Origin of the sequence: Exiguobacterium sp. s101, assembly GCF_018617835.1 — a bacterium.
Classification (GTDB): domain Bacteria; phylum Bacillota; class Bacilli; order Exiguobacteriales; family Exiguobacteriaceae; genus Exiguobacterium; species Exiguobacterium marinum.
Genome location: NZ_JACSKX010000006.1, coordinates 40,839 through 64,181, shown reverse-complemented (window position 1 = coordinate 64,181; position 23,343 = coordinate 40,839). Strand labels below are relative to the sequence as shown.

Sequence of the window (23,343 nt, the reverse complement as noted above, 5' to 3'; positions counted from 1 at the left end):
TTACATCACTTCCTCAATCGCTTTAGTCACATGTTCATTGGCGATGATCGAATCATCTTCCTGGAGTCCGAAGGCGACGTTCTCCTCAATCCATTCACGGCGGTGTGTGACATTGTCACCCATCAAGACCGAGACTCGCTTGTCCGCGACGGCCGCATCGTCGACTGTGACGCGGATGAGTGTGCGCGTGTCCGGGTTCATCGTCGTCTCCCATAACTGGTCCGCGTTCATCTCACCAAGACCTTTGTAGCGTTGGAGGATATAGCCTTTCTTATACACTTTGACGAGCTTCTCGAGCGCCTCTTCGTCCCAGGCATAGTCGAACTGTTCGGACTTGCCCTTCCCTTTTGAGATACGATAGAGCGGTGGCAAGGCGACGAACACGCGGCCTGCCTCGACGAGCGGTCGCATATAACGGAAGAAGAACGTGAGGAGGAGCACTTGGATGTGTGCACCGTCCGTGTCGGCATCCGTCATGATGATGACCTTATCGAAGTTACAGTCGTCCAAATCAAAATCGTGACCGACCCCGGCGCCGATCGCATGGATGATTGTGTTGATCTCTTCGTTTTTCATGATGTCCTGGAGTTTCGACTTCTCCGAGTTGATGACCTTCCCGCGTAATGGGAGGATGGCTTGGAACGTCCGGTCGCGCCCTTGTTTGGCGGAGCCACCGGCCGAGTCACCCTCGACGAGAAAGAGCTCGTTCTTAGCTGCATTCTTTGACGTCGCAGGCGTCAATTTTCCGTTCAAGATGCTCGAACGTTTCTTTTTCTTCCCGTTACGTGCCTCTTCCCGGGCCTTTCGAGCCGCCTCGCGTGCCTGGGCCGCACGAATCGCCTTTTTGATAAGCATTGTGGCCATCTGCGGGTTCTCTTCTAGGAAGATCGTCAACTGTTTCGCCATGACGCTGTCAGCGCTCGCACGTGCCTCCGGTGACCCGAGTTTCGACTTCGTCTGTCCCTCGAACTGGAGGAACTCCTCAGGGATTCGGACCGATACGATGAGCGTGAGCCCTTCGCGGACATCACCGCCGTCTAGATTCTTGTCCTTCTCTTTGAGCAATCCGTTCTTCCGCGCATACTCGTTCATGATTCGGGTCATCGCCGTCTTGGCACCGACCTCGTGCGTTCCACCATCGCGTGTCCGGACGTTGTTGACGAACGAGAGCACATTTTCGGAATAGGCGTCCGTGAACTGAAACGCGAGTTCGATCTCGATCTCATTCTCGACCCCTTCAAAATAGACGATTGGATGGAGTGTCGCCTTATCGTCGTTCAAGTATTGGACGAACTCGGCAATCCCTTCCTCGTAATGGAACGTGTCTTGTTTATCGGTACGCTCGTCCGTGAGTGAGATCGTCAATCCTTTTAAGAGGAAAGCCGATTCACGGAGGCGTTCGGCGAGCGTGTCATAGTTATACGTCGTCGTTGAGAAGATGGTCGCATCCGGTTTGAAATAGACACTCGTGCCGGTTTGGCGTGTCTTGCCTGTCTCAATCAGTGTCGTTTGAGGCACACCGCCATCCGCAAAAGTCTGTTCGAACACTTTGCCGTCTCGATAAATCGTCACGACGACTTTGCTCGAGAGGGCGTTGACGACCGAAGCACCGACGCCGTGGAGTCCACCAGATGTCTTGTATCCGCCTTGTCCGAACTTACCACCAGCGTGAAGGACCGTAAAAATGACTTCTGGGGTAGGCTTTCCAGAGGCGTGCATTCCTGTCGGCATCCCGCGGCCGTGGTCACGGACCGTGATGGCATCGTCCTTATGAATCGTCACATCGATTTGACCACCGAACCCAGCGAGCGCCTCATCGATCGCGTTGTCGACGATTTCATAGACGAGATGGTGAAGTCCGCGATGGTCGGTTGACCCGATGTACATCCCCGGTCGTTTCCGCACGGCCGTGAGTCCTTCGAGCACCTGGATGGCGTCTTCATTGTAATTAAATAGATCTGTTGACATAGCAGTCACCTCAATTTCGAACACACGTTCGTTTTTCTTTCCTATTGTATAGCTGTTCATCGATTCTGGCAAGCCTCCCTCGTCAGCCATCGCTGAAAAAAAGGAGACCTACCAAGGAGGTAGGTCTTATCCGAGTAGACGAGCATGCTCCACGTACAGGCAACGATTCTCGATATAATCGAGTCCAGCATCGCGTACGATCTGCTCTGCCTCAGTACTTGAGAGCCCGAGCTGATTGAAGACGAGCCCGACATCCCCATGTCGTACCGCATCTTCCGCGACACCTGCTAAAAATTCGTTGCGACGGAACACGTCGACGATATCGATTCTACCCGGGATGCTCTCGACGGAAGGATACACCTTGCGGCCGTTCCATTTTTCGAGCATCGGGTTGACAGGGATGACGGTATAGCCGACACGGAGTAAATACTCCGCAATCTGGTTGGCCGTCTTGTTTGGGTTGTCGGACACGCCGACGACCGCGATGGTTTTCGCTTCAGACAAAAGTTGTTTCAAACGCTGATCATCCATCCAAAATCCCCCTTTAGTTTACGTTTACAGTGTAACGTTACCTTCCTAACGGTTTCAAGTCTTATTTTCATCATAAGGTATAATGGTTCATCATTTCAATCTCAAGACAAATCAATATGGTTTACATAACAAATTATTGTATACCTTTTATTTTGCGATAAAAATGATTTAATGATAACTGACCGATAAGCAAACGAAAGTACAAATCAAGAACCTTGCGTGAAATATCTATTTCACGCAAGGTTAGATACCGAGTATAGGCAATATTTATATAGTGTTTTTATGACTTTTATACAAATATGATTCTTCTTTCGATATACTGAAAAGTAGGAGGTGTAAGATGAGGACAGCTTATGAAGTTAGTCGTGGAACACTGTATAATGAGCGCATCGCTTTTTACGGAAATGTGCTCGCTTGGTTGGTCCACTTCCTATTTTGTATTTTATTTTGGCGACTAGAAGTAAACTCACTTTTCATTTCAAACGGATTGAGCGTCGTCTATTATACAATCTCGTTTTATTTCGTACATAAACGGTGGTATGGTATTTTCTTCACTGGGCTCTTCGTCGAGGTCATCTATAACGCCATCATCTCGACGGTCATCCTCGGATGGGAGATCAATATGCATTACTTTATTCTCATGATGGCCTACGGTGTCTTTTTCATGCCGAGTGTCTCAAGGGGCCAACGAATTTTAACCACGGCCCTTGCGATGCTGATTTATAGCCTTCTATTCATCTATGTATCTGACGGCATCGAGACCCTACCGATACACGTAGAACAAGCGCTTGGACTCTTTTGTATCCTATCGACCGTTATGATGATTGCAGGGCTCTCCTTCATCTTCGAGTCCGCTGTCGTGGCAGTGACGGATGAACTCGAACTGTCGAACGAGCGGTTGCAAATCCTCGCCTCGACCGATGGGTTGACCGGGCTATTGAATCGTAAAGTCGGTCATGAACGAATCTCCGAAGCAATCGAGCAGACCACTCGGGACGGTGTACCATACGCGCTCGCGCTCGGTGATATCGATCGATTCAAATCTTTCAATGAAACATATGGTCACGACTGTGGAGATCGTGTCATTCAACAGGTTGCCTCGACCCTATCCGATGTCGACGGGATTACGGTCCGTTGGGGGGGGAGAAGAGTTCCTGATCTTCCTATCCGACCCGTCCGACGACTTTTACGAGACAATCGAACAGTTAAGACGACATATCGAGACAACGTATCTCGATTACGCAGGCGAACGACTTCGTGTCACGATGACGTTCGGACTCGCGGTTCGCAGTGGTTTTGATACGATTGAAGAGATAGTGAAAGAGGCGGATGATTATCTTCGAGAAGGTAAGCAAAACGGTAAAAATCAAGTCAGATCAACCTGAAGAAAGGAGATTTTAATGAGTATTTTTCGTCAACTTGGACAGCGATCGACACCTACGACTACGAAACGATTCGAGTTGAATGGTCTGCATCGACTACCGATATTTATTCAATATTTTTTTCACCATCTAGCAGCCAAACACTATTCAAAACAAACGGCACAACGCTACGTTTATGATGTATTGGACTTCTTTCGGTGGGTCGAGCATGCAAGCGGGACTGAACTAGACCCTGAAACAATTGATTTAACGGCATTCATCGAGATTGACCATGCTGGGGCAGAAGCGTATGCGACCTATTTAGCCCTCGACCTCGAGAACGCACCGAGTGTCATTAATAGAAAACTATCGACATTACAATCCCTGTTCAATTATTTGATTGAGACAAACCAGGCAGCAGTGAACCCATTCCAAGCTGTGGAACGTCCGAAACGAGGCAAACGGAATCCAGTCTATTTGACAGAGTCGGAATGGCTCGACTTCTCCACGCTCGTACGAAGCAACGTCGGGATGACGAACCGCGAAGCGAGTTATTATGAAACGAATCGCACGCGCGACTTTTTGATTATCCAACTGCTCGGATTGACGGGGATACGCGTGTCCGAGCTCGTCGGACTCAATTGGTCCGATATCAACTTCGAGACGGAAACGATCCGTGTGATCGGAAAAGGGAATAAAGAACGTGTCATCCCGATCGCCAGCCCACTCCATCCCCTCCTTACTGAGTATAGACACGTATCGAATGATGGAGCGGTATTTCAAAATGATAAAGGGAGACGTATTGCTGTGCGGACGGTTCAACATGTGCTGAAAGGCCACATCGTTCGGTTAAAGCCGTACCTTCCCTTTTTGACCCACAAACAAGTGACACCACATAAACTTCGACATACATTCGCGACAAGACTTGCAATGAGTGGGATTGACGTGTTGACGATTCAACAACTTCTCGGACATGAATCGGTAGCAACGACCCAAGTTTATGCCCATATCGGTGACGAACGCAAAAAACACGCGGTATCAGGTTTACAATAATATGTTATGTTAAATATATATCCAAATATAAACACCACCTATAAATTAGGTGGTGTTTATATTTAAATGCTAGACATTGACAAAATTAAAATTGTATCATCAATGACCATAAAGTAAGCATTTTCGTATGCAAAACGCTCTTCTAATTCCAAATCAAAGAGGATGACCCCGCTTGTGAGTCCATCTGTATACTCATGGACGAGATAGCGTTGACTGATGACACGTTCAAAAGGGTTCACATCGATATAGCGTGCCCCTGTGGTGATATCAATGACCTCTGTATGCATATCACTTTCATCAACTTTTATAAAAATCGTTGAACCGATGTCGTCATATGTGAAGTCGAGCGGTTCATAGGCGCCCCAATCGACGACTGACACTTCGTGTAACACATCTGGTGCCGTCAAGTCATAGATGACTTCCTCGTTCAATGCATCGACAAATGCGGAAAATCGAAGGATACCATCGTTATCCCCAAGATATTGAACTGTATCCCCTTCTCCATGTAAGCGAAGAATATCATCAAAAGGCAATTCATCTTGTTGGTCCCAGATAGCCTCGACCGCTTCGTCTAGCGTGCATATGAGAAGTGCCTCGGAGTGATCAATCGGATCATCTGGAGAGATTCGTCCGTTATCGAGCGCGTCATAATAGTCAAATTCATCAAGTCTCGCGTTACATACAATATATGGCACACCATCAAAATTAGTAGTGAACAAGTACAACTCACGAAAACGTTCTGTTTTGCCGACGAGTCGTTCATCCCGAATGCGTTCACGTTGACCCGTCACTCGATCGTATAACCACGCCTCATCAGATTCAGACGATTCAAACGCCGTCAAAAAGAGGAAGTAACGGTTATCAAGTACCCAAAACAACGTACTATTTCCTCGTTTTTCAAACATTGTTAGGACTTCCTCGGTCCCCTCCTCATAAGAAAAAGCAATCAACTCTGTCTTGATCACACCTTGCCCATCGGGTATCTCATTCAAAAAATACACGATGTCCCTATCCACGAAGAGTTTTGAATAGCCGTAGTCTTCATACGAATGACGATTTAACTGTGTAACCGCAGCGTTCTCTTCATCAAAACGATAAAGAGAAAAAGTCGTGCGACCTACTTTTTCTCGATAGTAGACAGAAGATGACGTGACCGCTATTACATCTTCGTGGTCGATAGGCATGGACCGTGCGTCAACGATTCTCATAAGGCACCTCTCTCATAACCAGAGTCAGCAGGTTCGACAGTAACAAGACCTGGTGGTCGATTCGGAAACGTAATCCGTAAATGAGCATATTCAATCACGTGTTGATGTGGATGATTCTTGTCGATCCAGCGAATCGGTTGTTGATTCGCAAGAGCATGACCAATTTTCTCTTCCATCTGAAATTTAGAGATATCTCGATAAGCAACTTCTTGAATATAGGTTTCTTCATCAGGCTCGAACTGCTGCCAAATTCCCATGACAAGTTGTCCAAGTGCTGACACACGTCGTTCTGGTAGCGTGATCGTCCTTAATGTCTGACTCACTTCTTTCAGACATTCGTTCGCGTCGTCCGATACGGCGAACAACCGTTTCTCCGTATTATTCATGACGCGATAGCGGCGTTTACGATTCTCGAGTCTGAGTACTTGCGCATAAGGCTCCACTGGTACCCCATGAAAAAACGTTTCTGTCCCCCCCCACGCGAATCCGAATGACGGGTCAAACTTTTGAATCGTCTGCATGAACGACATCATAAAGTCCTCGACTTCTCTCCGTTCTAGCCGTAGCCACTCGGCAAGGGCAAGTGTCCCTTTGTCTTTTGAAATCCGGTCGACTGGGAAGAACAGTTCCCCGTCCGCCAAACGATGCGGTTTCAATTCGACACCATTCGCTCGATAATCGGTTGATGGTCGTCCGCTTCTTCCTGAATAGATGACCCATTCATCATCTGTGCTTTCGATTGCGTATGCCTGATGGGCCCATGGCGGGGTCACGTATAAGGCCGGATACTCCTCGAACGTGTCGAGATGAATATACGAGCGGTCATTCCAAAGGTGAGCGACGAGTCGGACGACTTCTCCCGTCTCTGAATCTTTCGGTGCGATGTAATTTCCTGTATCACCGATGAATGTCAATACATGAAACCCATACCCGTTATATAAATGTCGGACAATCCGTTCGAAAACGGCAGTTACCATCCGCTCGAAAAGTGGGTGATCTACATTCCGGTCAAGCGTTGGCGAGTCAACCGTACACATGAGCCATCCCATCCGTTCATATAGACGAATGCGTAGGGGATAGGAGATTAGGGGAGAAGAACTCGCATGAATCTCAGTTAAGCGGATATTGGACATATTTTCGACTTCCAAGGTGAATCCACTACGCCTTAACTGCTCTTCCATCTTTTTCTTCCAATTGATTTTCTCCATGCTATCCACTCACTTTCTCTCATCATCTCATTGTGAATTTTTCCCGATTCTCGTTTTAGACAAACGCTTTTCGTTTCATTTGTACGTGTAGCCGTGCAATCGCTTCATCTAAAAGTTCACGACGTGTACCAATATTCATCCGCTCGAACATTTCTCCGTGAGGACCGAACGGACCGCCTGGTGACAAGAAAACGCGGACATCTCCGTGGAGCCAAGACTTTCGCTCTTCTGCGGTCATCGGGAGCTCCGAGAAGTCGATCCAAAGTAAATAACTCGCCTCGGGACGTGTTGTGTGGAGCATTGGTAGATTCGTTTCAATCGAATCAATCACCTCATTCATTTGTTGCTCGAGCTCTTCCCGTAACTGATCGAGCCAGCGTTCCGCACGTCTATCAGTATACGCCGCGATAATAGCTGTGTTCGCAAACGGTGTAGGTAGGACATGATGTTTGTTTTGTACTTTGATAATCTGTTTACGCCAATCATCGACTGTACAGATGATATAGGATGCGAAGAGCCCGGCAATATTAAATGCTTTCGATGGTGCACTCACCGTGATGACACGTGGGTCGAGCGAGCCGATGGCAGTATGTTTGTGAGATGGAAATGTCAAATCAGCATGAATCTCATCCGCAACGACGATGACATCGTACTGATTCGCCAGTTCTACCACTTTCGTCAATTCTGCTTTTGTCCACACACGTCCGACCGGATTATGCGGAGAACAAAGCAAGAAGAGAGACGCTTGTTTCATCGCCTCCTCGAGCGCGAAAAAATCCATCTCGTAACGACCGTTTTTCTCCGTCAAAGGCGCATCGAACACTTGACGTTTCGAACCGACGACGAGCTCATGGAACGGTGGATAGACAGGTGACTGGATGACGACCCCGTCCCCCACTTCTGTCAACGCCTCGACGATGTGCGTCAACGCCGGAACGACCCCGCTTGAAAACATGATGTGTTTCGGGTCAACATTCAAATCGTGGCGACGATCATACCAAGAGCGGACGGCTTCTTGTGCCTCTCTCGCGAATAAAGTATAACCAAATTCTCCTTGAGCAGCTGTTGAAGCAAGCGCCTCTGAAATAGATGGTGCAGTACGGATATCGATATCCGCTACCCATAATGGCAAGACATCTTCCGACAGATGGAACCATCGCTCTAAGCCATCCCACTTCACTGAATTTGTGCCTTTACGTACGAGTTGTTGTTGTAAAATCGATTTCATGTTCATCCCTCCTTCTCTTACTGTATCAAAGTTGATTGGACTACGTAGTAAAAAAGCATGGCGGATTGTCGTCGACTTCGTTATACTCAATCGAGAAATGAAAGGAGATCGCCTATGCACGTCAACATCATTCGAAACAAACGAAGGAAAAGAGCCGCATTTCACATCACTCCGGACGGTATCGAGCTCCGCATCCCGGAACGTTTGCCGAAACATCTCGTCGACCACATATTAGAAGAGCATGATTCATGGATTCGTGATACATTGCAGAATCTCCCGAAACAAACGTCCGTTCTCGATGAAGGACTCATCCTCCATGGGAAGGTCTATCCGACTAGAAAAGATGATAAGAAGACAATCAGACATGACGGTACTTCATTTTTGGTGCCGAACGCATGGGACGAAACCACGCTCTGGCAGAAGTATGAGACATGGTTACGCGAACGCGCCTTACATTATGTGAGTGAACGGGCACCATTATATGAAGAACGTCTAGATGTCCGAGCAACGAACGTACGAATTGCCCATCAAAAGACACGTTGGGGATCTTGTAGCTCGAACGGGACCATCTCCATCAACGTCCGACTCATGTTGGCGCCGATAGAGATTATGGACTACGTCATCGCACATGAATGGACACATCTCGTGCACTTCGACCACTCCGCTTCATTTTGGAAGACGTTGCGTACCGTTTATCCAGAAATGAATGGTGCGAAAGCATGGTTGAAACAATACGGACATACGTTACAACTAAAAAAGCCGACCGACCCGTCCTAGGGTCAATCGGTTTACAGGTTGGAAGTGAACGTGTCGGCCGTGTCATGTAACTCGGCAGCGGCCTGTTCGAACGACTGGAAGCGCTCCATCGTCTGTTCCATCGTTTTGGCACTCGATTGAATTTCTCGATTAGACGCAGTGACACCTTCTACAATCTTTTGAAGTTCAAGGTTCATCCCTTCCGTATTCGAATTGACATCTACGACGGCACGTTCGACCATACGGGAAAGATTCCGCACCTCCGTTGCCACGACATTGAACCCGAGACCATGCTCCCCGGCCCGTGCTGCCTCAATGGCGGCATTAAGGGATAATAGATTCGTTTGAGCCGCAATTTCTTTTATAGACAAAGCAATCTTGGCGATATCATCTGCTTGACGTCTTAAATTTTGCAGGGCGTTGAGATTGTCAGTAGCATCTTTCGCAAGCTTTTCAATCGTTTCATTCAATTCGCTCGTATCGTTCAACCCCGTCTTCGCCCGATCATCGAGCACATCGGTCATCGATTTGAAACGATACGCATACTCTTCAATCACCTGTTGACGTTTGGTGATATCTGATGCAATCTTGACGACACCAATGACCTCGTCCCCATCAAGGATTGGCATATATGTCGCCTCGAGCCAAATCGTCTCCCCTTTCGCATTCTCGCGCTCCACCTTATCCGAGAAACTGAATCCGTTCCATAATTTCTCCCAAAATTCAGGATAGTCCGGGCTATTCACAAAGGATGGAGGACAGAACAGATGGTGTTGCATCCCGATCATCTCTTCACGTCTATATTTCATCGCTTTCGCGAACGTATCATTCACATCGACAACACGGCGTTGGCGATCGAATCGGATCATTGCCATGTTCGTCTCGATGGACCGAAGCACATCGACTGAAGTCACATCTTTCTGGTTCAAAGCACTCATTCTCAATACCGACCTTTCTTTTCAATAGGATATTCGTACGAAATCATGAATTACATTGTAACGTAACGAATGGCGTCCCATCTCACACTTTTTATACATATGGTCAATATCTTGGTTTTGAAGTATTTACCATTTATAAAGACGCCAAAAGGCGCCTTTATTTCTTTGAATCGGGAAAGTAAGAGAAAAAGGTTTCTGCACCGGCACTTGTCAGTTTGAACGTCTGGTCTCGTGTTTCATCTGTTACATAGACATCCACTTTTTTAGACCGTTTCTTGAAGCTTAACTGAAACTCTTGTCCTTTCCATCCTTCGATGATGGTGAGAAGCGGATAGTCTCCCACTTCCCCAGCTCGATCAACAGGTTCTGCCTCCTCAAATGCGTTCACCAAATCAGACATGTCGATGCCTGCCGCACGCAATGTGTCTGGATACTCCAACGTAGCCGCCCCATCCAACGGTGTTTTATGGAGAAGGAAGAAGGGGCCGTGCGGTATGGAAGGGTTAACAATGATATTTGCAGTGATATCTTCCTCAATGGTTTCTTTTGTGGCAAACTCGCCTTTCGTGTACGTCAAGCTGACATCGGCTTTCACACGCTTCCCATTTTTCATGTATGAGAATGTGTAAAGAGGTGTCTTTACACCTGAATCAAGTGTGTCTGCTTGAAGTACCCGCTCGACTTGTAATCCTTCGAACTGGATGGGTTCATGTCCAAATTCATCCTCATCCCAAACAACAAACGGTTGGAGTGATGTCGCTCCGTTTGTTGCCTCGAAATAAAAATAGGCTTGTTTCAATTTGTCATTATAGCCAAGCGCAATCTTCGCGGTTCCCATTTGAGCATTATACGGCTCAATGAATGAGATTGGAAAGAGGCCTTGTTGTTCTCCGATTGTTAATCCGATTGTTCCATTCAATGGGGTGGTCACGTGAACCATGGTCTCTTCGAATAGGTTAATCGGCATTCCAAGATATTCTGAAGGATCACTCTGCTCTGCGACTTTTTCCTCCTCTTTCGTACCCACTTTGATCAAAGGGACGTGCGGAACCTCCACACCGGATGTCAAATCAAGAAAATCCGGGAACTCATCAATCTTTCCTAACTTCATTCTTGTATAATCTCCATCATAGCAAATGGTAAAATTCTCTTTTCCTTTTAGGAAGGTCACTAATTTATAGTTGTTTGGATCATAATCTGATACCATTACTTTCCGATTCAAAGCATATGAATTGAAAACCGTCACATCCCCTTCAATTTGTGTGATCGGCTTGCCTGTGCATGCACCGAGGATATGACTCGCCCACGTCTCCGACTTGGCATCCATCCGACCCGAATACAAATCTCTCACAACCCATTGCTCTGGCATATAGTCTAGCTGCACGACATCGGTTTCTCGAGTACCACAACCTACTAATAAGCCAACCATACACAATATGAATACGATTCGTTTCATAACGACTCCCTCATCCGCGGAAAGATGTCTAAGAACGCTTCCGCCCCTTCGCTTGATAGTTTAAACGTTTGATCACGAAGCGGATCTGTCAGATAAATATCGACTTTTTTGGAACGTTGTGTATAACTGATTTCGAATTCTTGACCTTTCAATCCATCGATTAACGTCAAGTATCGAAAGTCTAAAGACTCTCCTGAACGATTGACCGATACGGCTTCCTCTAGTATCTTCACGACTTCTTTGGATTCTTTCTTCGATGCCTCGAGAAAGTCAGGATGACTTAGTGTTTTTCCGTCAAACGTTTCACGATGTGCAATGACTCTTGGTCCTTCTTCATATTCAGGCATCCAATCCTCGAACATCGGGGTAGGCTCTTCATCTTCCTTTAGCAACGTGCCGGGCACGAAACGTGCCGACATTGTTTCAGTCACTTGCTGTCCTTTTTTAATATACGTAAATTCATATAAGGGAATAGACTCTTTCTCATTAAGTTCCCGAGATTCCGCGATGGACTGGATACTTAATTCAGAAAAGACAGTATTTTCTTTTGACTCGGGGTCCTTTAGCTCTACAAACTCAATAGGATGTGGCATAAAATAATGACCGTCATATGAGTAGAGAATGTATGGACGAAACGATTTTTTATCATATCCAATGGCAATCTGTTGATTCGGCATCTCGATTCCAATCGGTTCAAATTGGGCGATTGGATGTCTGATCACTTTACCATCAAGTTCAATTTCAAGATTGCCGTATAGTGCCGGGGTGACCTCTAGTAACGTATGCGGGAGCGGGGTAATCTGTTTCCCATCAAAGTCTAGCACGTCTACTTCCGCTAACTTGTCCTTTAAAGATGACGGCGTTTGATCAATGCTAGGTAATCGAGGAACTCTGTTGCCTTCAGATATCTCCACAAAAGATGGGAATGCGTCAACCGTTTCAGCCATCAATTGATTCGTATAGCTCTCTCGACAAACGACATAGCGCTCGTCCCCTTCTAAATATGTGACCACTTTCATCATATAAGGATTAAGGCTAGACACGAGTTCTTCTCTTCCTGCAATCACCGTTTGATATACGGTGACGTTTCCCTTAAGCTCGGTCGTTCGTTCTCCTTCACATGCCGCAAGCACTTCTTTCGTTTCGTAAATCGGAACGATTTCCCCTTCTTTTGAATAACTTTCGACATTCCATTGGTCTTCTATGTAGTCTAATTGAATCACTTCTATGTCAGATGTTCCGCATGCGCTTAATAGTGATGCTCCTACAAGCATCGCAATACCTCGCTTGGACACAAAATTCCCTCCAGTCATCGTACTATCTAATTTTACCATTATCTAACTGTTCTATACGAAAAAAATTCCGCCCATGTTTCTTGAGCGGAAGGTAGAATTATTACTTGCTTTGGTCGATTGCACGTTGCAATCTAGATTCGACGTCTGCTGCAACGGCTTGTAACGATTCGTCATCGATGAGTCGAATCAATGCTGTCGGTTTCGGCATGCCGATTCGTGTATGGTCGTCTTTTTCGTACACCGCAATCTTACATGGAAGGAAATAACCTCCCTCTAATCGTTCGGATAGTACTTCTTTTGCCGCTTTCGGATTACATACCTCTAAGATGCGATACTTTCCTTCAATCGCTTGAGAACTGTACCCGTACGAAGTCTTCTTCAATCAAAAAGAAACTGTATGTGATTTGAAACATAATCCTGAAACACAACGTATAAAAAGAGATAATAGTTAGAACCAAACTGATGTAAAGGAGAAGTGGTTGTCGTGACGGTCACGGTATTCACGCATACGAGCTGTAGTTCTTCTAGAAAAACGATTGATTGGTTGCGGGAACAAAACATCCCCTTCATCGAAAAGAAATTGACCGACCAAGGTTTGTCCTTTGGCGAATTTAAAGAGATGTTAAGCCTGACCGAGAATGGGACGACCGACTTGTTGTCGGTCCAAAAGAGTGTCTATAAACAAGCTGCAGAGAAGCTCGACGAGATGTCGATACGGGAACTATACAGTTTTGTCGCCTCGAATCCCCAAATCTTAAAAAGTCCGATCGTCTTCGATCATCATCGGATCCAGGTCGGCTTCAGTGAAAAGGAAATTCGAACGTTTATTCCTCGGAATGACCGCATCGCTGAACTGAAACGCTTGCTCCACAACGCATAAATCGTGTCGCCAAGGCGACACGATTATTTTTTAGGCACGTTTTAACTTGGCTGCCAATTGGATTCCGAATGACTGTAATGGATGAATAGAATCGAGTGGATGAAGTTGATGACGCTGGACATTTCACCATATACAAACCCGTTCTGTCTCGTCAGTGTACTTCCTATGTTGTAAAATTTTCAAGGTTAACATCTATTGAATCCTTTTCAAAAAACATTCATAGTAAAAGAGTAGAAAAATTATATTTGTATGAGGGGATAGAGCATTGGAGCTTAATCGTCAACTTATTTGGAAACTGAGTGTAATCGGGCTGATTTTACTCGTCTTATGGCGTGTCATCAGTGAACCGGATACCATCTCACGTGTCTTACAGTACACGTTCCAGTTACTGACCCCAATCATCATGGGGATTGCCATCGCCTTGTTACTCAACACCGTTCTCTCCTATATTGAAGAACGGTTCCACTTGAAGCGGTATCAGGGACTACTTATCGTCTATATCACGTTCATCGGCATCTTGGCGATTTCGGTCGTCACGTTGTTCCCGCGGATTTACTCGAGTCTGTCATCACTCATTGATGAGTTACCGGTATATATTCGTCAAATCGACGTGTTTTTAGGTGAAGTGAACAATTACTTGAGAGATTATAACGCGACAATTGCTCAGGCGATTGATTTTGCCCGCTTCGAGGAACGTTATTCAGGATGGGTTGAATTGGCCGTCCTCTCGTCCGTCAGTTATGTATCAAGCTTCACGATGACACTGATTAACTTCTTAATCGGGATTGTGATCTCCATCTATCTCTTGAAGGACAAAGAAGTCTTTGCCCGGATGTTCAAGCGTCTTCTCTACGCGCTATTACCCGTTGGTACTGCGAAGACGACAATCGATATCTTTCAAGAGATGGATTACATCTTTAAACGATACATTATCGGCAAGTCGCTCGACTGTCTGATCATTGGAGTATTGGCAGTCATCGGGCTCTTGATCATCGGGGCACCATATGCGCTACTCCTCGGGATCATCGTCGGCGTCTTAAACTTTATTCCCTACGTCGGACCGCTCCTCGGGATGATTCCTGCGTTCATCATCACCTATTTCTATGATCCGTTCACGGCACTGCTCGTGCTCCTGTTCATCTTCTTGTTGCAACAGTTTGATGGGTTGTGGCTCGGACCGAAGATTCTCGGGGATAGTGTCGGCATCACCTCGTTTTGGGTCATCACGTCAATCATCATCGGAGGCAGTCTATTCGGACTGATCGGAATGTTCGTGAGTGTCCCAATCACGGCTATGATTCAAGTCGTCTTGTCCCGACTCATCGATTATCGACTGAATCGGAAGAATTTGAACGAGTTACTTTGATTCTCCCCATGAAATTGTTGACATATTAAACAAATGTGTCATACAGTTGGAAAGAAGATTAATACCTAAAAGAAAGGAGAGGTTCCTATGTCAGTAGTATCTTCGAAAACATTCACTCAAGTTCATACTGATTGGCAGGCACCTCTTCGATTGATTTATATCTTAAGATGCCTGCCTATCTAGGCATGCATAAACAATGTGGGACGTCGTATGCCTTTATGCATATGACGTCCCTTTTGTGTATCATAAATTAAATAAAGCAGGTGACCTGTATGTTTCAAACACTCAAGCGGCTCGACCGCAACATTTGGATTCGTTTCTTAGGGGAGACGATCACGGGAATCATGATGTTCATGATCGCTCCATTCTTAGTCCTTTATTATAGTGATCAGTTAGACAGCTACCTTCAAGTCGGAATCATCATGGCGACGGGTCCCATCATGGCCCTACTCGGTTCGATGATTGGGGGACGGCTTGCTGACCTATATGGTCGAAAACCAATCATGATGATCGCCATCATAGGGGACGCACTCGCTCTCGTCGGGTTCGCCTTCGCTGACTCGTTTTGGCCACTCCTTTTATTGAACGCAATGCTCGGGTTGACGAACTCACTCTTCCACCCTGCGGCAAGCGCTATGGTCGCTGACGTCACGGAGCCTGAGCATATGAACGAAGCATTCGGACTCTTACGGATGGGGCATAATATCGGTGCTGCATTCGGACCCCTTCTCGGGAGCGCGGTGCTGTTCATCGACCGTGAGCTCATCTTCTTTACAGCAGCGTTCGTCTTTGCCTTATATGCGCTCACACTCGGATACTTTATCAGAGAATCGTTGCCGGGATTTACAGAAGATGAAACCCCGAGTAACCGAGAAGTGTTGCGCGTATTTTACAACGATCGCGTTTTTCTAATTTTCATCTTTGCAGGTATATTCATATCGATGGGATTTTCAGTCGTCGAGAGCATGTTGCCACTCTTTTTAAAAGAATCGCTTCCGACGTATACCGCGCAACAAAATCCGTTCCCTTATCTTTTAGCATTGAACGGAATCATGGTCGTACTCTTCCAGTTCCCGATCGCATCAAAACTTGGGAATAGACCGTTTGGTAAAGTCATGTTGGCCGGAGCGACCGTATTTGGTATCGGCATGATCTTATTGGCGATTGTGCCAAGAACTTTGTTCGCACTTGATACGCCATATGTTTCTCTCGTAGGTATCTTACTCGCCGTTTATGCCTTTTACACGTTAGGTGAGATGATCATGTCCCCTGTTCAACAAACTTTCATCGCCTTGATTGCTCCGGAGAATATGCGCGGCGCCTACAACGGCGCTGCCAGTGTTCAGTGGCTGATCGGTGGAGTCACGGCACCGATCATCGCAAGTGTCTTTTTTGATAATCGTGCCGGACACATCGCTCTAATCTTGATTGGTGGTGCGAGTTGCTTATCAGGCATTATTTACTGGCAACTCGGACGCTACGTCCAATCGACCGAATCAAAACAAAAGACTGCTTAATCACTCATTGACCACTCTCTATTTTTATGAGATGTGGTCTTTTGTTTCTTTTCATATTTATTAAAATTTGAAATTATCTTTCAATTCCACTTTACAATCATAATAATCCTTTTTATGATAAAACGGTTAAGGAGGGATCTTTCATGGAAAGGATCGATAAACAGACAATTGTGGATAGCGTTCCACAAAAAGGTTTTTTAGGACAACCGAAAGGATTGTTCACATTGTTTTTCACAGAATTTTGGGAACGTTTCTCATACTATGGAATGCGTGCCATCCTCGTATTCTATATGTACTATGAGGTTTCTGAAGGAGGACTCGGGCTCGACCGTAACGTCGCGCTATCGATTATGTCCGTCTATGGTGCGCTCGTCTATATGTCAGGAGTCATCGGGGGATGGCTCGCAGACCGTATATTTGGGACGTCACGTGCAGTCTTTTACGGTGGTGTGTTCATCATGCTCGGACACATCGTCCTCTCAATTCCGGGAAGTGTCGTCTTCTTGTTCATTTCGATGGCGTTAATTGTCATCGGTACTGGTTTATTAAAACCAAACGTATCAAGCATTGTTGGAGATATGTATAGCGAGACGGACCGCCGCCGTGACGCTGGATTTAGTATCTTCTACATGGGAATTAACTTAGGGGCGTTTATTTCACCACTCATCGTCGGACAAGTACAAAAAGACTACGGTTTCCATTGGGGCTTCGCCCTTGCCGCGATTGGAATGTTCGTCGGTCTTGTCGTCTTCGTCCTGACCCGTAAGACAAATCTCGGTCTAGCCGGGTCGTATGTTCCAAACCCGTTGACGCCTGAAGAGAAGAAGAAAACGATTCGAATCGTCAGTATCGCCACTATCGCAATCGCTATCCTACTTGCGATTTTGATTCCACTTGGTTGGTTCACGATCAATACGTTCATCTCGCTTGTCGGAGTATTCGGAATCGCGATTCCGACATTGTATTTCATTATGATGTATCGCAGTCCAAAAACAACAGAAGTCGAGCGGTCTCGGATTATTGCTTATATCCCGCTCTTTATCGCTTCCGTCATGTTCTGGGCAATTCAAGAGCAGGGGGCAACAATCCTCGCAAGTTATGCGGACACACGGACTGACCTTGAGTTCTTCGGTTTCACATTGTCACCGGCTTGGTTCCAATCATTGAACCCGCTCTTCATCATCTTACTCGCACCGATCTTCGCTTGGTTATGGGTACGTCTAGGAGATCGCGAGCCGAGCATCCCGACGAAGTTCGCATTTGGGATTTTGTTTGCAGGAATCAGTTTCTTGGTCATCTTACTTCCTGCTTATTTCAGCGGTCCAGATGCCCTCGTCAACCCGCTCTGGCTCGTCTTGAGTTACTTCATCGTCGTCTTGGGTGAACTCAGTTTATCACCGGTCGGTTTGTCAGCTACGACAAAACTCGCACCAGCCGCATTTTCTGCTCAAACGATGTCACTCTGGTTCTTGTCAAATGCTGCTGCACAAGGAATTAACGCACAGCTCGTCAAATTTTACTCACCAGAGAATGAAATGCTATACTTCGGAATCATCGGCGGTGCTGCCATCGTCTTAAGTTTGACCCTATTCGCGCTCGCACCAAAAATCAAAGTGTACATGCGTGGTATTCATTAATCATGAAACAAGCCAGCCGCTGAAGAGCGGCTGGCTTGTTTTTATTTTCGTACTTGAATGAGTGACAAGTAACGATCGACCATATTGTGATTAAAGTAGTCATGAAAGTTGTCTTGCTTCAGGGATTGAATCGATTCATGGAACGTCGCCGGAAGTGATGCGATTCCTTGGCTTTCAATCTGTTTTGCTGAATATTCGAACAAGTCGTCTTCATTCGGAGAAGACGGAACAAGTTGCTGTTCGATTCCCTCGAGTCCAGCATAAATGAGCGCAGCAAGTGCCAAGTATGGGTTTGCACTCGGGTCAGGATTACGCACTTCGACACGTGTCGCACTTCCACGAGAAGCCGGAATACGAATCATCGAACTGCGGTTCGATGGACTCCAGCAAATATTGACTGGAGCCTCAAATCCAGGAACGAGACGCTCGTACGACTCAGGGAGCGGGTTTGTAAAAATGGCAGTGGCGCGGGCGTGCTTTAAAATTCCCTCGATAAAATGACGAGCTGTTTTTGAGAGGCCGTAGTCCGCATCAACTTCGTCGAACGCATTGTTTGTCGGGTTACCGGATTCATCATTCTTCCATACCGAGATATTAAGATGCATTCCCGAACCGTTCACGTCACGTAACGGTTTTGGTAAGAACGAAACAGATGCCCCTTTTTCTTTCGCAGCAATCTTGACGATTTCTTTGAAGAACTGGATATTGTCCGCAGTATGGAGTGCATCGTCATATTTGATGCCAATCTCATGTTGCGCCGGAGCGACTTCATGGTGTACCGCTTCAATATTAAATCCGACTTCACTCAACCGATTCGCAATATGTTGACGTACTTCATAGCCTTTGTCTTCTGAACGTGTCGAGAAGTAACCAGCTTCATCATAAAACTCGCCGTTTTCTTCAAAAATAAAGAATTCTGGCTCTGCACCAACGAATACCGAATAGCCGTCTTTGGCGGCACGTTCGAGCGCATCTTTCAATACGTTCCGGGGATCATATTCGTATCGTTCGCCTTCTGGTGTGCAAACATCGCAGAAGAATGCCAAAATATTCTCATCACCATCTTGTTCATACCGTGGACGATCTAAATCCGGTCTCAAGAATAAGTCAGAGTTTTTGATGGAAGAGAACCCATTGATGGAGGAGCCATCAAACATCGTTTTTCCTTCAAATACTTCTGGCAACAATTTTGCCGAAAGCGTCAAGAGTTTCAAATCACCGACTACATCTGAAAAGTATAGATGGATTTGGGTAACATTTTTCTCTTGTACCGTTTTCTCAATGTCTTGTTGCTTCTTCTTTGCGTCATCCTTGTCTGTTCCGAATAGATTTGCCATGATTCAAAAAAACCTCACTTCAATGGATTTGACAGGCAAGCTGTCTTTACGCACCGTTCGTACGCTTCTCTATAGTTCATAACCGACTTCGTTTTTTTCTAAACATGAAATTTCAAAAGAGGCAAAGTGGCTACATCAGCCGAGACTTGATATGATGGATGCAGAATGTCACAGAAAGGGAGAACCCGATTGTATATATTTATGACTGGTGGAACTGGATTTTTAGGAGGACGTCTCGCCAAAGAGTTGATTGGTCGTGGGCATCGCATCTGTATGCTCGCACGAACGCCAGAAAAGGTAAACGCTCAGTTCACGACTGAGGAACGTGAGATGATAGATGTATTGCAAGGGGATTTGACGGCACATGCACTCGGTGCTGATGAACGCTTCATCGACTCTCACAGAGGAAAGGTTGATTTATTTCTACACATGGCGGCACTCGTCAAATTTGATGAAGAACTACGTGAAGCTCTGTTTGAAACCAATTTGACCGGGACGAAAGAGGCCCTGCGATTGGCCAAGGCGCTCAATTGCCGCCGCTTCTTCCATGTGAGTACGGCCTATACGCTCGGCGCAAAAGAAATCGGTGGTGAGACTTTATACGATGTGTCGCAATCATTTTTAAACCCATACGAAGAGAGCAAGGCGCACGCCGAACAGGCGGTCTGGGACTCGCGTGAAGCGCTTGAGGTTTCCATCTTCCGACCGGCGATCATCGTCGGCGACTCAAAGACAGGTGAGGCTGATTCAAAATTTACGATGTATGGATACATGCGCGCCCTTGAGCTATTCAAACGCAAACTTGAGCGCCGGGGTCACGACTTTGAGTCCCTTCGCCTGATTGGATCTGCAACAGGTACTTCGAACCTCGTTCCGGTAGATTATGTGATAGATGTGCTCTTAGCAGCCATTGAGCATGCGAAAGCGGGTACCATCTATAACGTGACGAATGATACGCCCCCACGAAATGAGACGATGCTCGATTTTATGAAAGAGTCATTATCTTTCCCACATTTGATGATTTCTGAGACACCGACATCCACACTCAGTTCCATTGAACAGTCTTTTAACGATATGGTCAAAGTATTCAATCCGTACTTGAATCGCAATATTAAGTTCTATGATGAAAATACGAAGCAGTTGCTTCGGGATGCAGGATTTTCACCACTTCGACTCGATCATCAATCATTACGTCGCATTGTGAATGCATACTACCAAACAAAATAAAAATGGACCGGGGTACCGGTCCATCGTCATTTATCGCAAACTAAAACAATTTTACCGTCCTGAATCTCACGTTCGAGGGAATCTACCATCTCTTTTGTTAACCCTAGGCTCTCCATCTGTTCCATTCGATCATCTGAATTGCTTGTAAATTTGGAGAGAAGCGACTCAAACATTCCCTTCTCAGGGATACGATACGATTGAACACCCGCCTCTGCAGCCAATCGAACTGTCAATTCCTCGTCTTTTGCGAACAAATAGATGTGTTCGTTCACACAACCTCCTGAAACCATTTCATTTACTTCATGGTCGACTGTCGTCATATCATTCACTACTCTTGTTTCTATCATGCCTCATCCTCCTAGACGTTCACACTCATAATTTTACTATTTTTACTATTCCCCAAAAGTGAGGTGATAAACATGAACCCTTATGGTTTATTCGTGGATTGCCCACACTTCGATATCAAAGTGTTGTACGATTCCCTGAATTCGCTCACATTCATCCTCAATCCCTGTTCGTCCTTCTAATCGAGCGGTTACCGTGAACTGATTCTCGACTTCTCGGATACGGGATATCCAATATCCTGCCTGTTGCAATAAGCCTGCGATGATTTCAATCTTCTCTTTCTCTGCCGATTGAAAGACATGCATATATTTCATCTCCTTCCAAACCTCTCATCATACGTATGCTACCATATCGTTTCTCGTTTGAGATGATATACTATTGATAGAGAAAAGGAGTGATTTTCGTGCCTAAACAAGATTTAAATACAATCATGCTCGAATATTTGAATGAAAAGGAGGACTATGAAGCATTTGCGACGAAGCTGAAAGCACTCCTCAGCGAACTATTGACAGAAGCCGGTATTCAGTTTCATTCAATCGTTGCCCGTGCCAAAGAAGCAGATAGTCTATTTGCGAAGCTATCCCGAAAACCTTACCAATATCGGTCCTTACGTGATGTACAGGATTTGGCAGGAATTCGTATTGTTACGTACTTTCATGATGATGTGAGGACTGTTGCCCAAATTTTAGAAGATGAGTTCACCATCGATCGAGAACAATCGATTGATAAATCGACATTGCTTGACTCCAATGAATTTGGTTATCTTTCTGTACATTACGTCGTGGAGTTGAGTGACAAACGACTCGCACTTGGCGAATATCGTCGCTTTGCGGAAAAAGAGGCAGAGATTCAAGTCCGCTCGATTTTGCAACATGCTTGGGCTGAGATTGAGCATGACCTTGGATACAAAAATCCCAATGCTGTCCCGCCTGAGATTAAACGCAGCTTCAGCCGTGTCGCCGGTCTGTTGGAGATTGCTGATTCTGAGTTCGTGAACATCCGGAAACAATTAAGGACATTCGAACAAGAAACGGTGGAACAGATTCTTGAGTCTCCTGAGAAAGTGGCGATTACACGTGATAATTTGAATTATTATATCGCGAATGACAAAGTCGTTGAAAAGTTGGATAACGCCATCTTTAAGAGTGAGTGGCTACTCGAAACCGACCTCTCGGCCATCGTCGAATTGACACGCATGTTCCATTACGCAGATATTCGGACATTCAAAGACTTAAGTGATACGCTCTCAACTTATTTCACGCAAGCCATCCAATGTGCGACGCTTCTTCCTTCTTCTCTTTTACCAAGACAAGGAATGGGAGTTGTTTACGCCGTGCTTGCAAAACTTCTGGCAGAAGGAGATGAATCGCAAATCGAATTCTTCTTTAGACGTTTCTACCCGGACCTAAAGCATTACGAAGACATCATTCAACAAATTAGAGTGAAAGACGAGCCGCTATAACTTTACAGACAACACCTTTTTAATGTAGAATGTTTCTATGTTCTGAAGTATATATGAATAATATTAAACTAGGAGGTAGTTTAGAGGATGACCACACCTGTACAGACCACTTCACGTCGTCAGCTCGTCGCTGATGCTGAACGTGGAATCCGAATGAACTATCGCGGAGTTAAAAAAAATCTCCGTTCGATGTTCTCACAATACTTGACCCGCAATGAATTCTTCATTCTACGTTCTCTTTGTCAACAGAGTCCTCAAATCGCCTCTGCACTGTCAAACGAGTTTCAATTTTCGGCTTCAATGATTACAGCACTCGCTGATGAGTTAACGAAAAAGGGCTTAATCTCTCGCGAGCGTAGCGAGCGTGACCGCCGTGTCGTTGAACTTCAGGCGACCGATGCCGGTCGTGAGTTGTTTGAGACGCTAGAGAGCATGAAAATCGAATATTTGTTAGAAGTGTTTACTGATTTTTCAGATGACGAACTCATTTTACTCTCAAAATTATTAGATCGTATGGATGCTTAACCTATAAACAGACCCCACCCGTCCAGGGTGGGGTCTGTTTTACTT

Annotated in this window: 22 protein-coding genes and 1 pseudogene; 11 read left to right on the top strand and 12 right to left on the bottom strand. The window is 45.8% G+C overall.

Features of this window, described 5'->3' with window-relative positions; translation table 11 throughout:
- Together parE and KNO76_RS06880 are read right to left on the bottom strand one after the other, a co-directional pair.
- Positions 1-1,968 (bottom strand): DNA topoisomerase IV subunit B, encoded by a 1,968-nt coding sequence (gene parE / locus KNO76_RS06885; protein ID WP_214884258.1) that lies wholly within the window; start codon positions 1,966-1,968, stop codon positions 1-3.
- Positions 1,969-2,094: 126 nt separating this feature from the next.
- Positions 2,095-2,499, bottom strand: coding sequence for a CoA-binding protein (locus KNO76_RS06880; RefSeq protein WP_214698617.1), 405 nt, complete (start codon positions 2,497-2,499; stop codon positions 2,095-2,097).
- Between the two features lie 340 nt (positions 2,500-2,839).
- Here KNO76_RS06880 and KNO76_RS14240 point away from each other — a divergent pair.
- The 3 genes and pseudogenes from KNO76_RS14240 to KNO76_RS06870 all read left to right on the top strand — a co-directional run.
- Positions 2,840-3,583, top strand: a pseudogene (locus KNO76_RS14240) (GGDEF domain-containing protein); the annotation flags it as partial.
- Positions 3,549-3,884 (top strand): diguanylate cyclase, encoded by a 336-nt coding sequence (locus KNO76_RS14045; protein ID WP_353047880.1) that lies wholly within the window; start codon positions 3,549-3,551, stop codon positions 3,882-3,884. The pseudogene KNO76_RS14240 and the gene KNO76_RS14045, both read left to right, overlap by 35 nt.
- A gap of 15 nt (positions 3,885-3,899) precedes the next feature.
- Positions 3,900-4,913 carry a tyrosine-type recombinase/integrase gene (locus KNO76_RS06870; RefSeq protein WP_214883998.1) on the top strand — a complete coding sequence of 338 codons (1,014 nt, stop codon included), beginning with the start codon at positions 3,900-3,902 and terminating at the stop codon, positions 4,911-4,913.
- Positions 4,914-4,975: 62 nt separating this feature from the next.
- Here the strand turns inward: KNO76_RS06870 and KNO76_RS06865 are convergent, their stop codons facing one another.
- The 3 genes from KNO76_RS06865 to KNO76_RS06855 are packed head-to-tail and all read right to left on the bottom strand — an operon-like array spanning position 4,976 to position 8,557.
- Positions 4,976-6,121 carry a hypothetical protein gene (locus KNO76_RS06865; RefSeq protein WP_214883996.1) on the bottom strand — a complete coding sequence of 382 codons (1,146 nt, stop codon included), beginning with the start codon at positions 6,119-6,121 and terminating at the stop codon, positions 4,976-4,978.
- A complete protein-coding gene (locus tag KNO76_RS06860; RefSeq protein WP_026825956.1) occupies positions 6,118-7,329 on the bottom strand; it encodes a hypothetical protein in 1,212 nt (403 codons plus the stop codon). The genes KNO76_RS06865 and KNO76_RS06860 overlap by 4 nt, the downstream gene beginning before the upstream one ends.
- 55 nt (positions 7,330-7,384) lie before the next feature.
- Positions 7,385-8,557: a MalY/PatB family protein gene (locus tag KNO76_RS06855; RefSeq protein WP_214883993.1), complete on the bottom strand. Its 1,173-nt coding sequence runs from the start codon at positions 8,555-8,557 to the stop codon at positions 7,385-7,387.
- Between the two features lie 114 nt (positions 8,558-8,671).
- On the opposite strand from KNO76_RS06855, the gene KNO76_RS06850 reads away from it, so the two are divergent.
- Positions 8,672-9,334, top strand: coding sequence for a M48 family metallopeptidase (locus KNO76_RS06850; RefSeq protein ID WP_214883990.1), 663 nt, complete (start codon positions 8,672-8,674; stop codon positions 9,332-9,334).
- Positions 9,335-9,345: 11 nt separating this feature from the next.
- Here the strand turns inward: KNO76_RS06850 and KNO76_RS06845 are convergent, their stop codons facing one another.
- The 4 genes from KNO76_RS06845 to KNO76_RS06830 form a co-directional block, all read right to left on the bottom strand.
- On the bottom strand, positions 9,346-10,251 hold the full coding sequence (locus tag KNO76_RS06845) for a methyl-accepting chemotaxis protein (protein WP_214883987.1): 906 nt from the start codon (positions 10,249-10,251) through the stop codon (positions 9,346-9,348).
- Positions 10,252-10,408: 157 nt separating this feature from the next.
- Positions 10,409-11,707 (bottom strand): hypothetical protein, encoded by a 1,299-nt coding sequence (locus KNO76_RS06840; protein ID WP_214883981.1) that lies wholly within the window; start codon positions 11,705-11,707, stop codon positions 10,409-10,411.
- On the bottom strand, positions 11,704-13,002 hold the full coding sequence (locus KNO76_RS06835; RefSeq protein ID WP_214883978.1) for a hypothetical protein: 1,299 nt from the start codon (positions 13,000-13,002) through the stop codon (positions 11,704-11,706). Before KNO76_RS06835 ends, KNO76_RS06840 begins: the two co-directional genes overlap by 4 nt.
- A gap of 100 nt (positions 13,003-13,102) precedes the next feature.
- Complete coding sequence (locus tag KNO76_RS06830; RefSeq protein WP_251127928.1) at positions 13,103-13,384, bottom strand: DUF302 domain-containing protein; 282 nt, start codon at positions 13,382-13,384, stop codon at positions 13,103-13,105.
- Between the two features lie 102 nt (positions 13,385-13,486).
- Here KNO76_RS06830 and KNO76_RS06825 point away from each other — a divergent pair, with 102 nt between their 5' ends.
- The 4 genes from KNO76_RS06825 (at position 13,487) to KNO76_RS06810 (ending at position 18,402) form a co-directional block, all read left to right on the top strand.
- A complete protein-coding gene (locus tag KNO76_RS06825) occupies positions 13,487-13,882 on the top strand; it encodes a Spx/MgsR family RNA polymerase-binding regulatory protein (RefSeq protein ID WP_026825949.1) in 396 nt (131 codons plus the stop codon).
- Between the two features lie 265 nt (positions 13,883-14,147).
- Entirely contained in the window at positions 14,148-15,248 is a 1,101-nt protein-coding gene (locus tag KNO76_RS06820; protein ID WP_214883975.1) for an AI-2E family transporter, read from the top strand.
- Between the two features lie 272 nt (positions 15,249-15,520).
- Positions 15,521-16,765, top strand: a complete 1,245-nt coding sequence (locus tag KNO76_RS06815) for an MDR family MFS transporter (protein ID WP_214883972.1) — start codon at positions 15,521-15,523, stop codon at positions 16,763-16,765.
- A 143-nt stretch (positions 16,766-16,908) separates the two neighbouring features.
- Positions 16,909-18,402 (top strand): peptide MFS transporter, encoded by a 1,494-nt coding sequence (locus KNO76_RS06810; RefSeq protein WP_214883969.1) that lies wholly within the window; start codon positions 16,909-16,911, stop codon positions 18,400-18,402.
- Positions 18,403-18,443: 41 nt separating this feature from the next.
- Here KNO76_RS06810 and KNO76_RS06805 read toward each other — a convergent pair whose 3' ends face one another.
- A complete protein-coding gene (locus KNO76_RS06805; RefSeq protein ID WP_214883965.1) occupies positions 18,444-19,739 on the bottom strand; it encodes a glutamine synthetase family protein in 1,296 nt (431 codons plus the stop codon).
- Positions 19,740-19,928: 189 nt separating this feature from the next.
- On the opposite strand from KNO76_RS06805, the gene KNO76_RS06800 reads away from it, so the two are divergent.
- Complete coding sequence (locus KNO76_RS06800) at positions 19,929-20,966, top strand: SDR family oxidoreductase (RefSeq protein ID WP_214883951.1); 1,038 nt, start codon at positions 19,929-19,931, stop codon at positions 20,964-20,966.
- Positions 20,967-20,992: 26 nt separating this feature from the next.
- On the opposite strand, the gene KNO76_RS06795 is transcribed toward KNO76_RS06800, so the two are convergent.
- Both KNO76_RS06795 and KNO76_RS06790 read right to left on the bottom strand, forming a co-directional pair.
- On the bottom strand, positions 20,993-21,313 hold the full coding sequence (locus KNO76_RS06795; RefSeq protein ID WP_026825943.1) for a YflT domain-containing protein: 321 nt from the start codon (positions 21,311-21,313) through the stop codon (positions 20,993-20,995).
- A gap of 87 nt (positions 21,314-21,400) precedes the next feature.
- Entirely contained in the window at positions 21,401-21,616 is a 216-nt protein-coding gene (locus KNO76_RS06790) for a hypothetical protein (protein ID WP_214883949.1), read from the bottom strand.
- A gap of 98 nt (positions 21,617-21,714) precedes the next feature.
- Between KNO76_RS06790 and KNO76_RS06785 the strand changes: the two genes are divergently transcribed.
- Together KNO76_RS06785 and KNO76_RS06780 are read left to right on the top strand one after the other, a co-directional pair.
- Entirely contained in the window at positions 21,715-22,773 is a 1,059-nt protein-coding gene (locus KNO76_RS06785; RefSeq protein ID WP_026825941.1) for a GTP pyrophosphokinase, read from the top strand.
- Between the two features lie 87 nt (positions 22,774-22,860).
- Complete coding sequence (locus tag KNO76_RS06780) at positions 22,861-23,298, top strand: MarR family winged helix-turn-helix transcriptional regulator (RefSeq protein ID WP_026825940.1); 438 nt, start codon at positions 22,861-22,863, stop codon at positions 23,296-23,298.
- Positions 23,299-23,343 lie beyond the last annotated feature (45 nt).

Excerpts from the sequence above, each read along its gene's own strand:
- parE (WP_214884258.1), bottom strand. The coding sequence starts at position 1,968 with ATGTCAACAGATCTATTTAATTACAATGAAGACGCCATCCAGGTGCTC.
- KNO76_RS06880 (WP_214698617.1), bottom strand. The coding sequence starts at position 2,499 with ATGGATGATCAGCGTTTGAAACAACTTTTGTCTGAAGCGAAAACCATC.
- KNO76_RS14045 (WP_353047880.1), top strand. The coding sequence starts at position 3,549 with ATGAAACATATGGTCACGACTGTGGAGATCGTGTCATTCAACAGGTTG.
- KNO76_RS06870 (WP_214883998.1), top strand. The coding sequence starts at position 3,900 with ATGAGTATTTTTCGTCAACTTGGACAGCGATCGACACCTACGACTACG.
- KNO76_RS06865 (WP_214883996.1), bottom strand. The coding sequence starts at position 6,121 with ATGAGAATCGTTGACGCACGGTCCATGCCTATCGACCACGAAGATGTA.
- KNO76_RS06860 (WP_026825956.1), bottom strand. The coding sequence starts at position 7,329 with ATGGAGAAAATCAATTGGAAGAAAAAGATGGAAGAGCAGTTAAGGCGT.
- KNO76_RS06855 (WP_214883993.1), bottom strand. The coding sequence starts at position 8,557 with ATGAAATCGATTTTACAACAACAACTCGTACGTAAAGGCACAAATTCA.
- KNO76_RS06850 (WP_214883990.1), top strand. The coding sequence starts at position 8,672 with ATGCACGTCAACATCATTCGAAACAAACGAAGGAAAAGAGCCGCATTT.
- KNO76_RS06845 (WP_214883987.1), bottom strand. The coding sequence starts at position 10,251 with ATGAGTGCTTTGAACCAGAAAGATGTGACTTCAGTCGATGTGCTTCGG.
- KNO76_RS06840 (WP_214883981.1), bottom strand. The coding sequence starts at position 11,707 with ATGAAACGAATCGTATTCATATTGTGTATGGTTGGCTTATTAGTAGGT.
- KNO76_RS06815 (WP_214883972.1), top strand. The coding sequence starts at position 15,521 with ATGTTTCAAACACTCAAGCGGCTCGACCGCAACATTTGGATTCGTTTC.
- KNO76_RS06810 (WP_214883969.1), top strand. The coding sequence starts at position 16,909 with ATGGAAAGGATCGATAAACAGACAATTGTGGATAGCGTTCCACAAAAA.
- KNO76_RS06805 (WP_214883965.1), bottom strand. The coding sequence starts at position 19,739 with ATGGCAAATCTATTCGGAACAGACAAGGATGACGCAAAGAAGAAGCAA.
- KNO76_RS06795 (WP_026825943.1), bottom strand. The coding sequence starts at position 21,313 with ATGATAGAAACAAGAGTAGTGAATGATATGACGACAGTCGACCATGAA.
- KNO76_RS06790 (WP_214883949.1), bottom strand. The coding sequence starts at position 21,616 with ATGCATGTCTTTCAATCGGCAGAGAAAGAGAAGATTGAAATCATCGCA.
- KNO76_RS06780 (WP_026825940.1), top strand. The coding sequence starts at position 22,861 with ATGACCACACCTGTACAGACCACTTCACGTCGTCAGCTCGTCGCTGAT.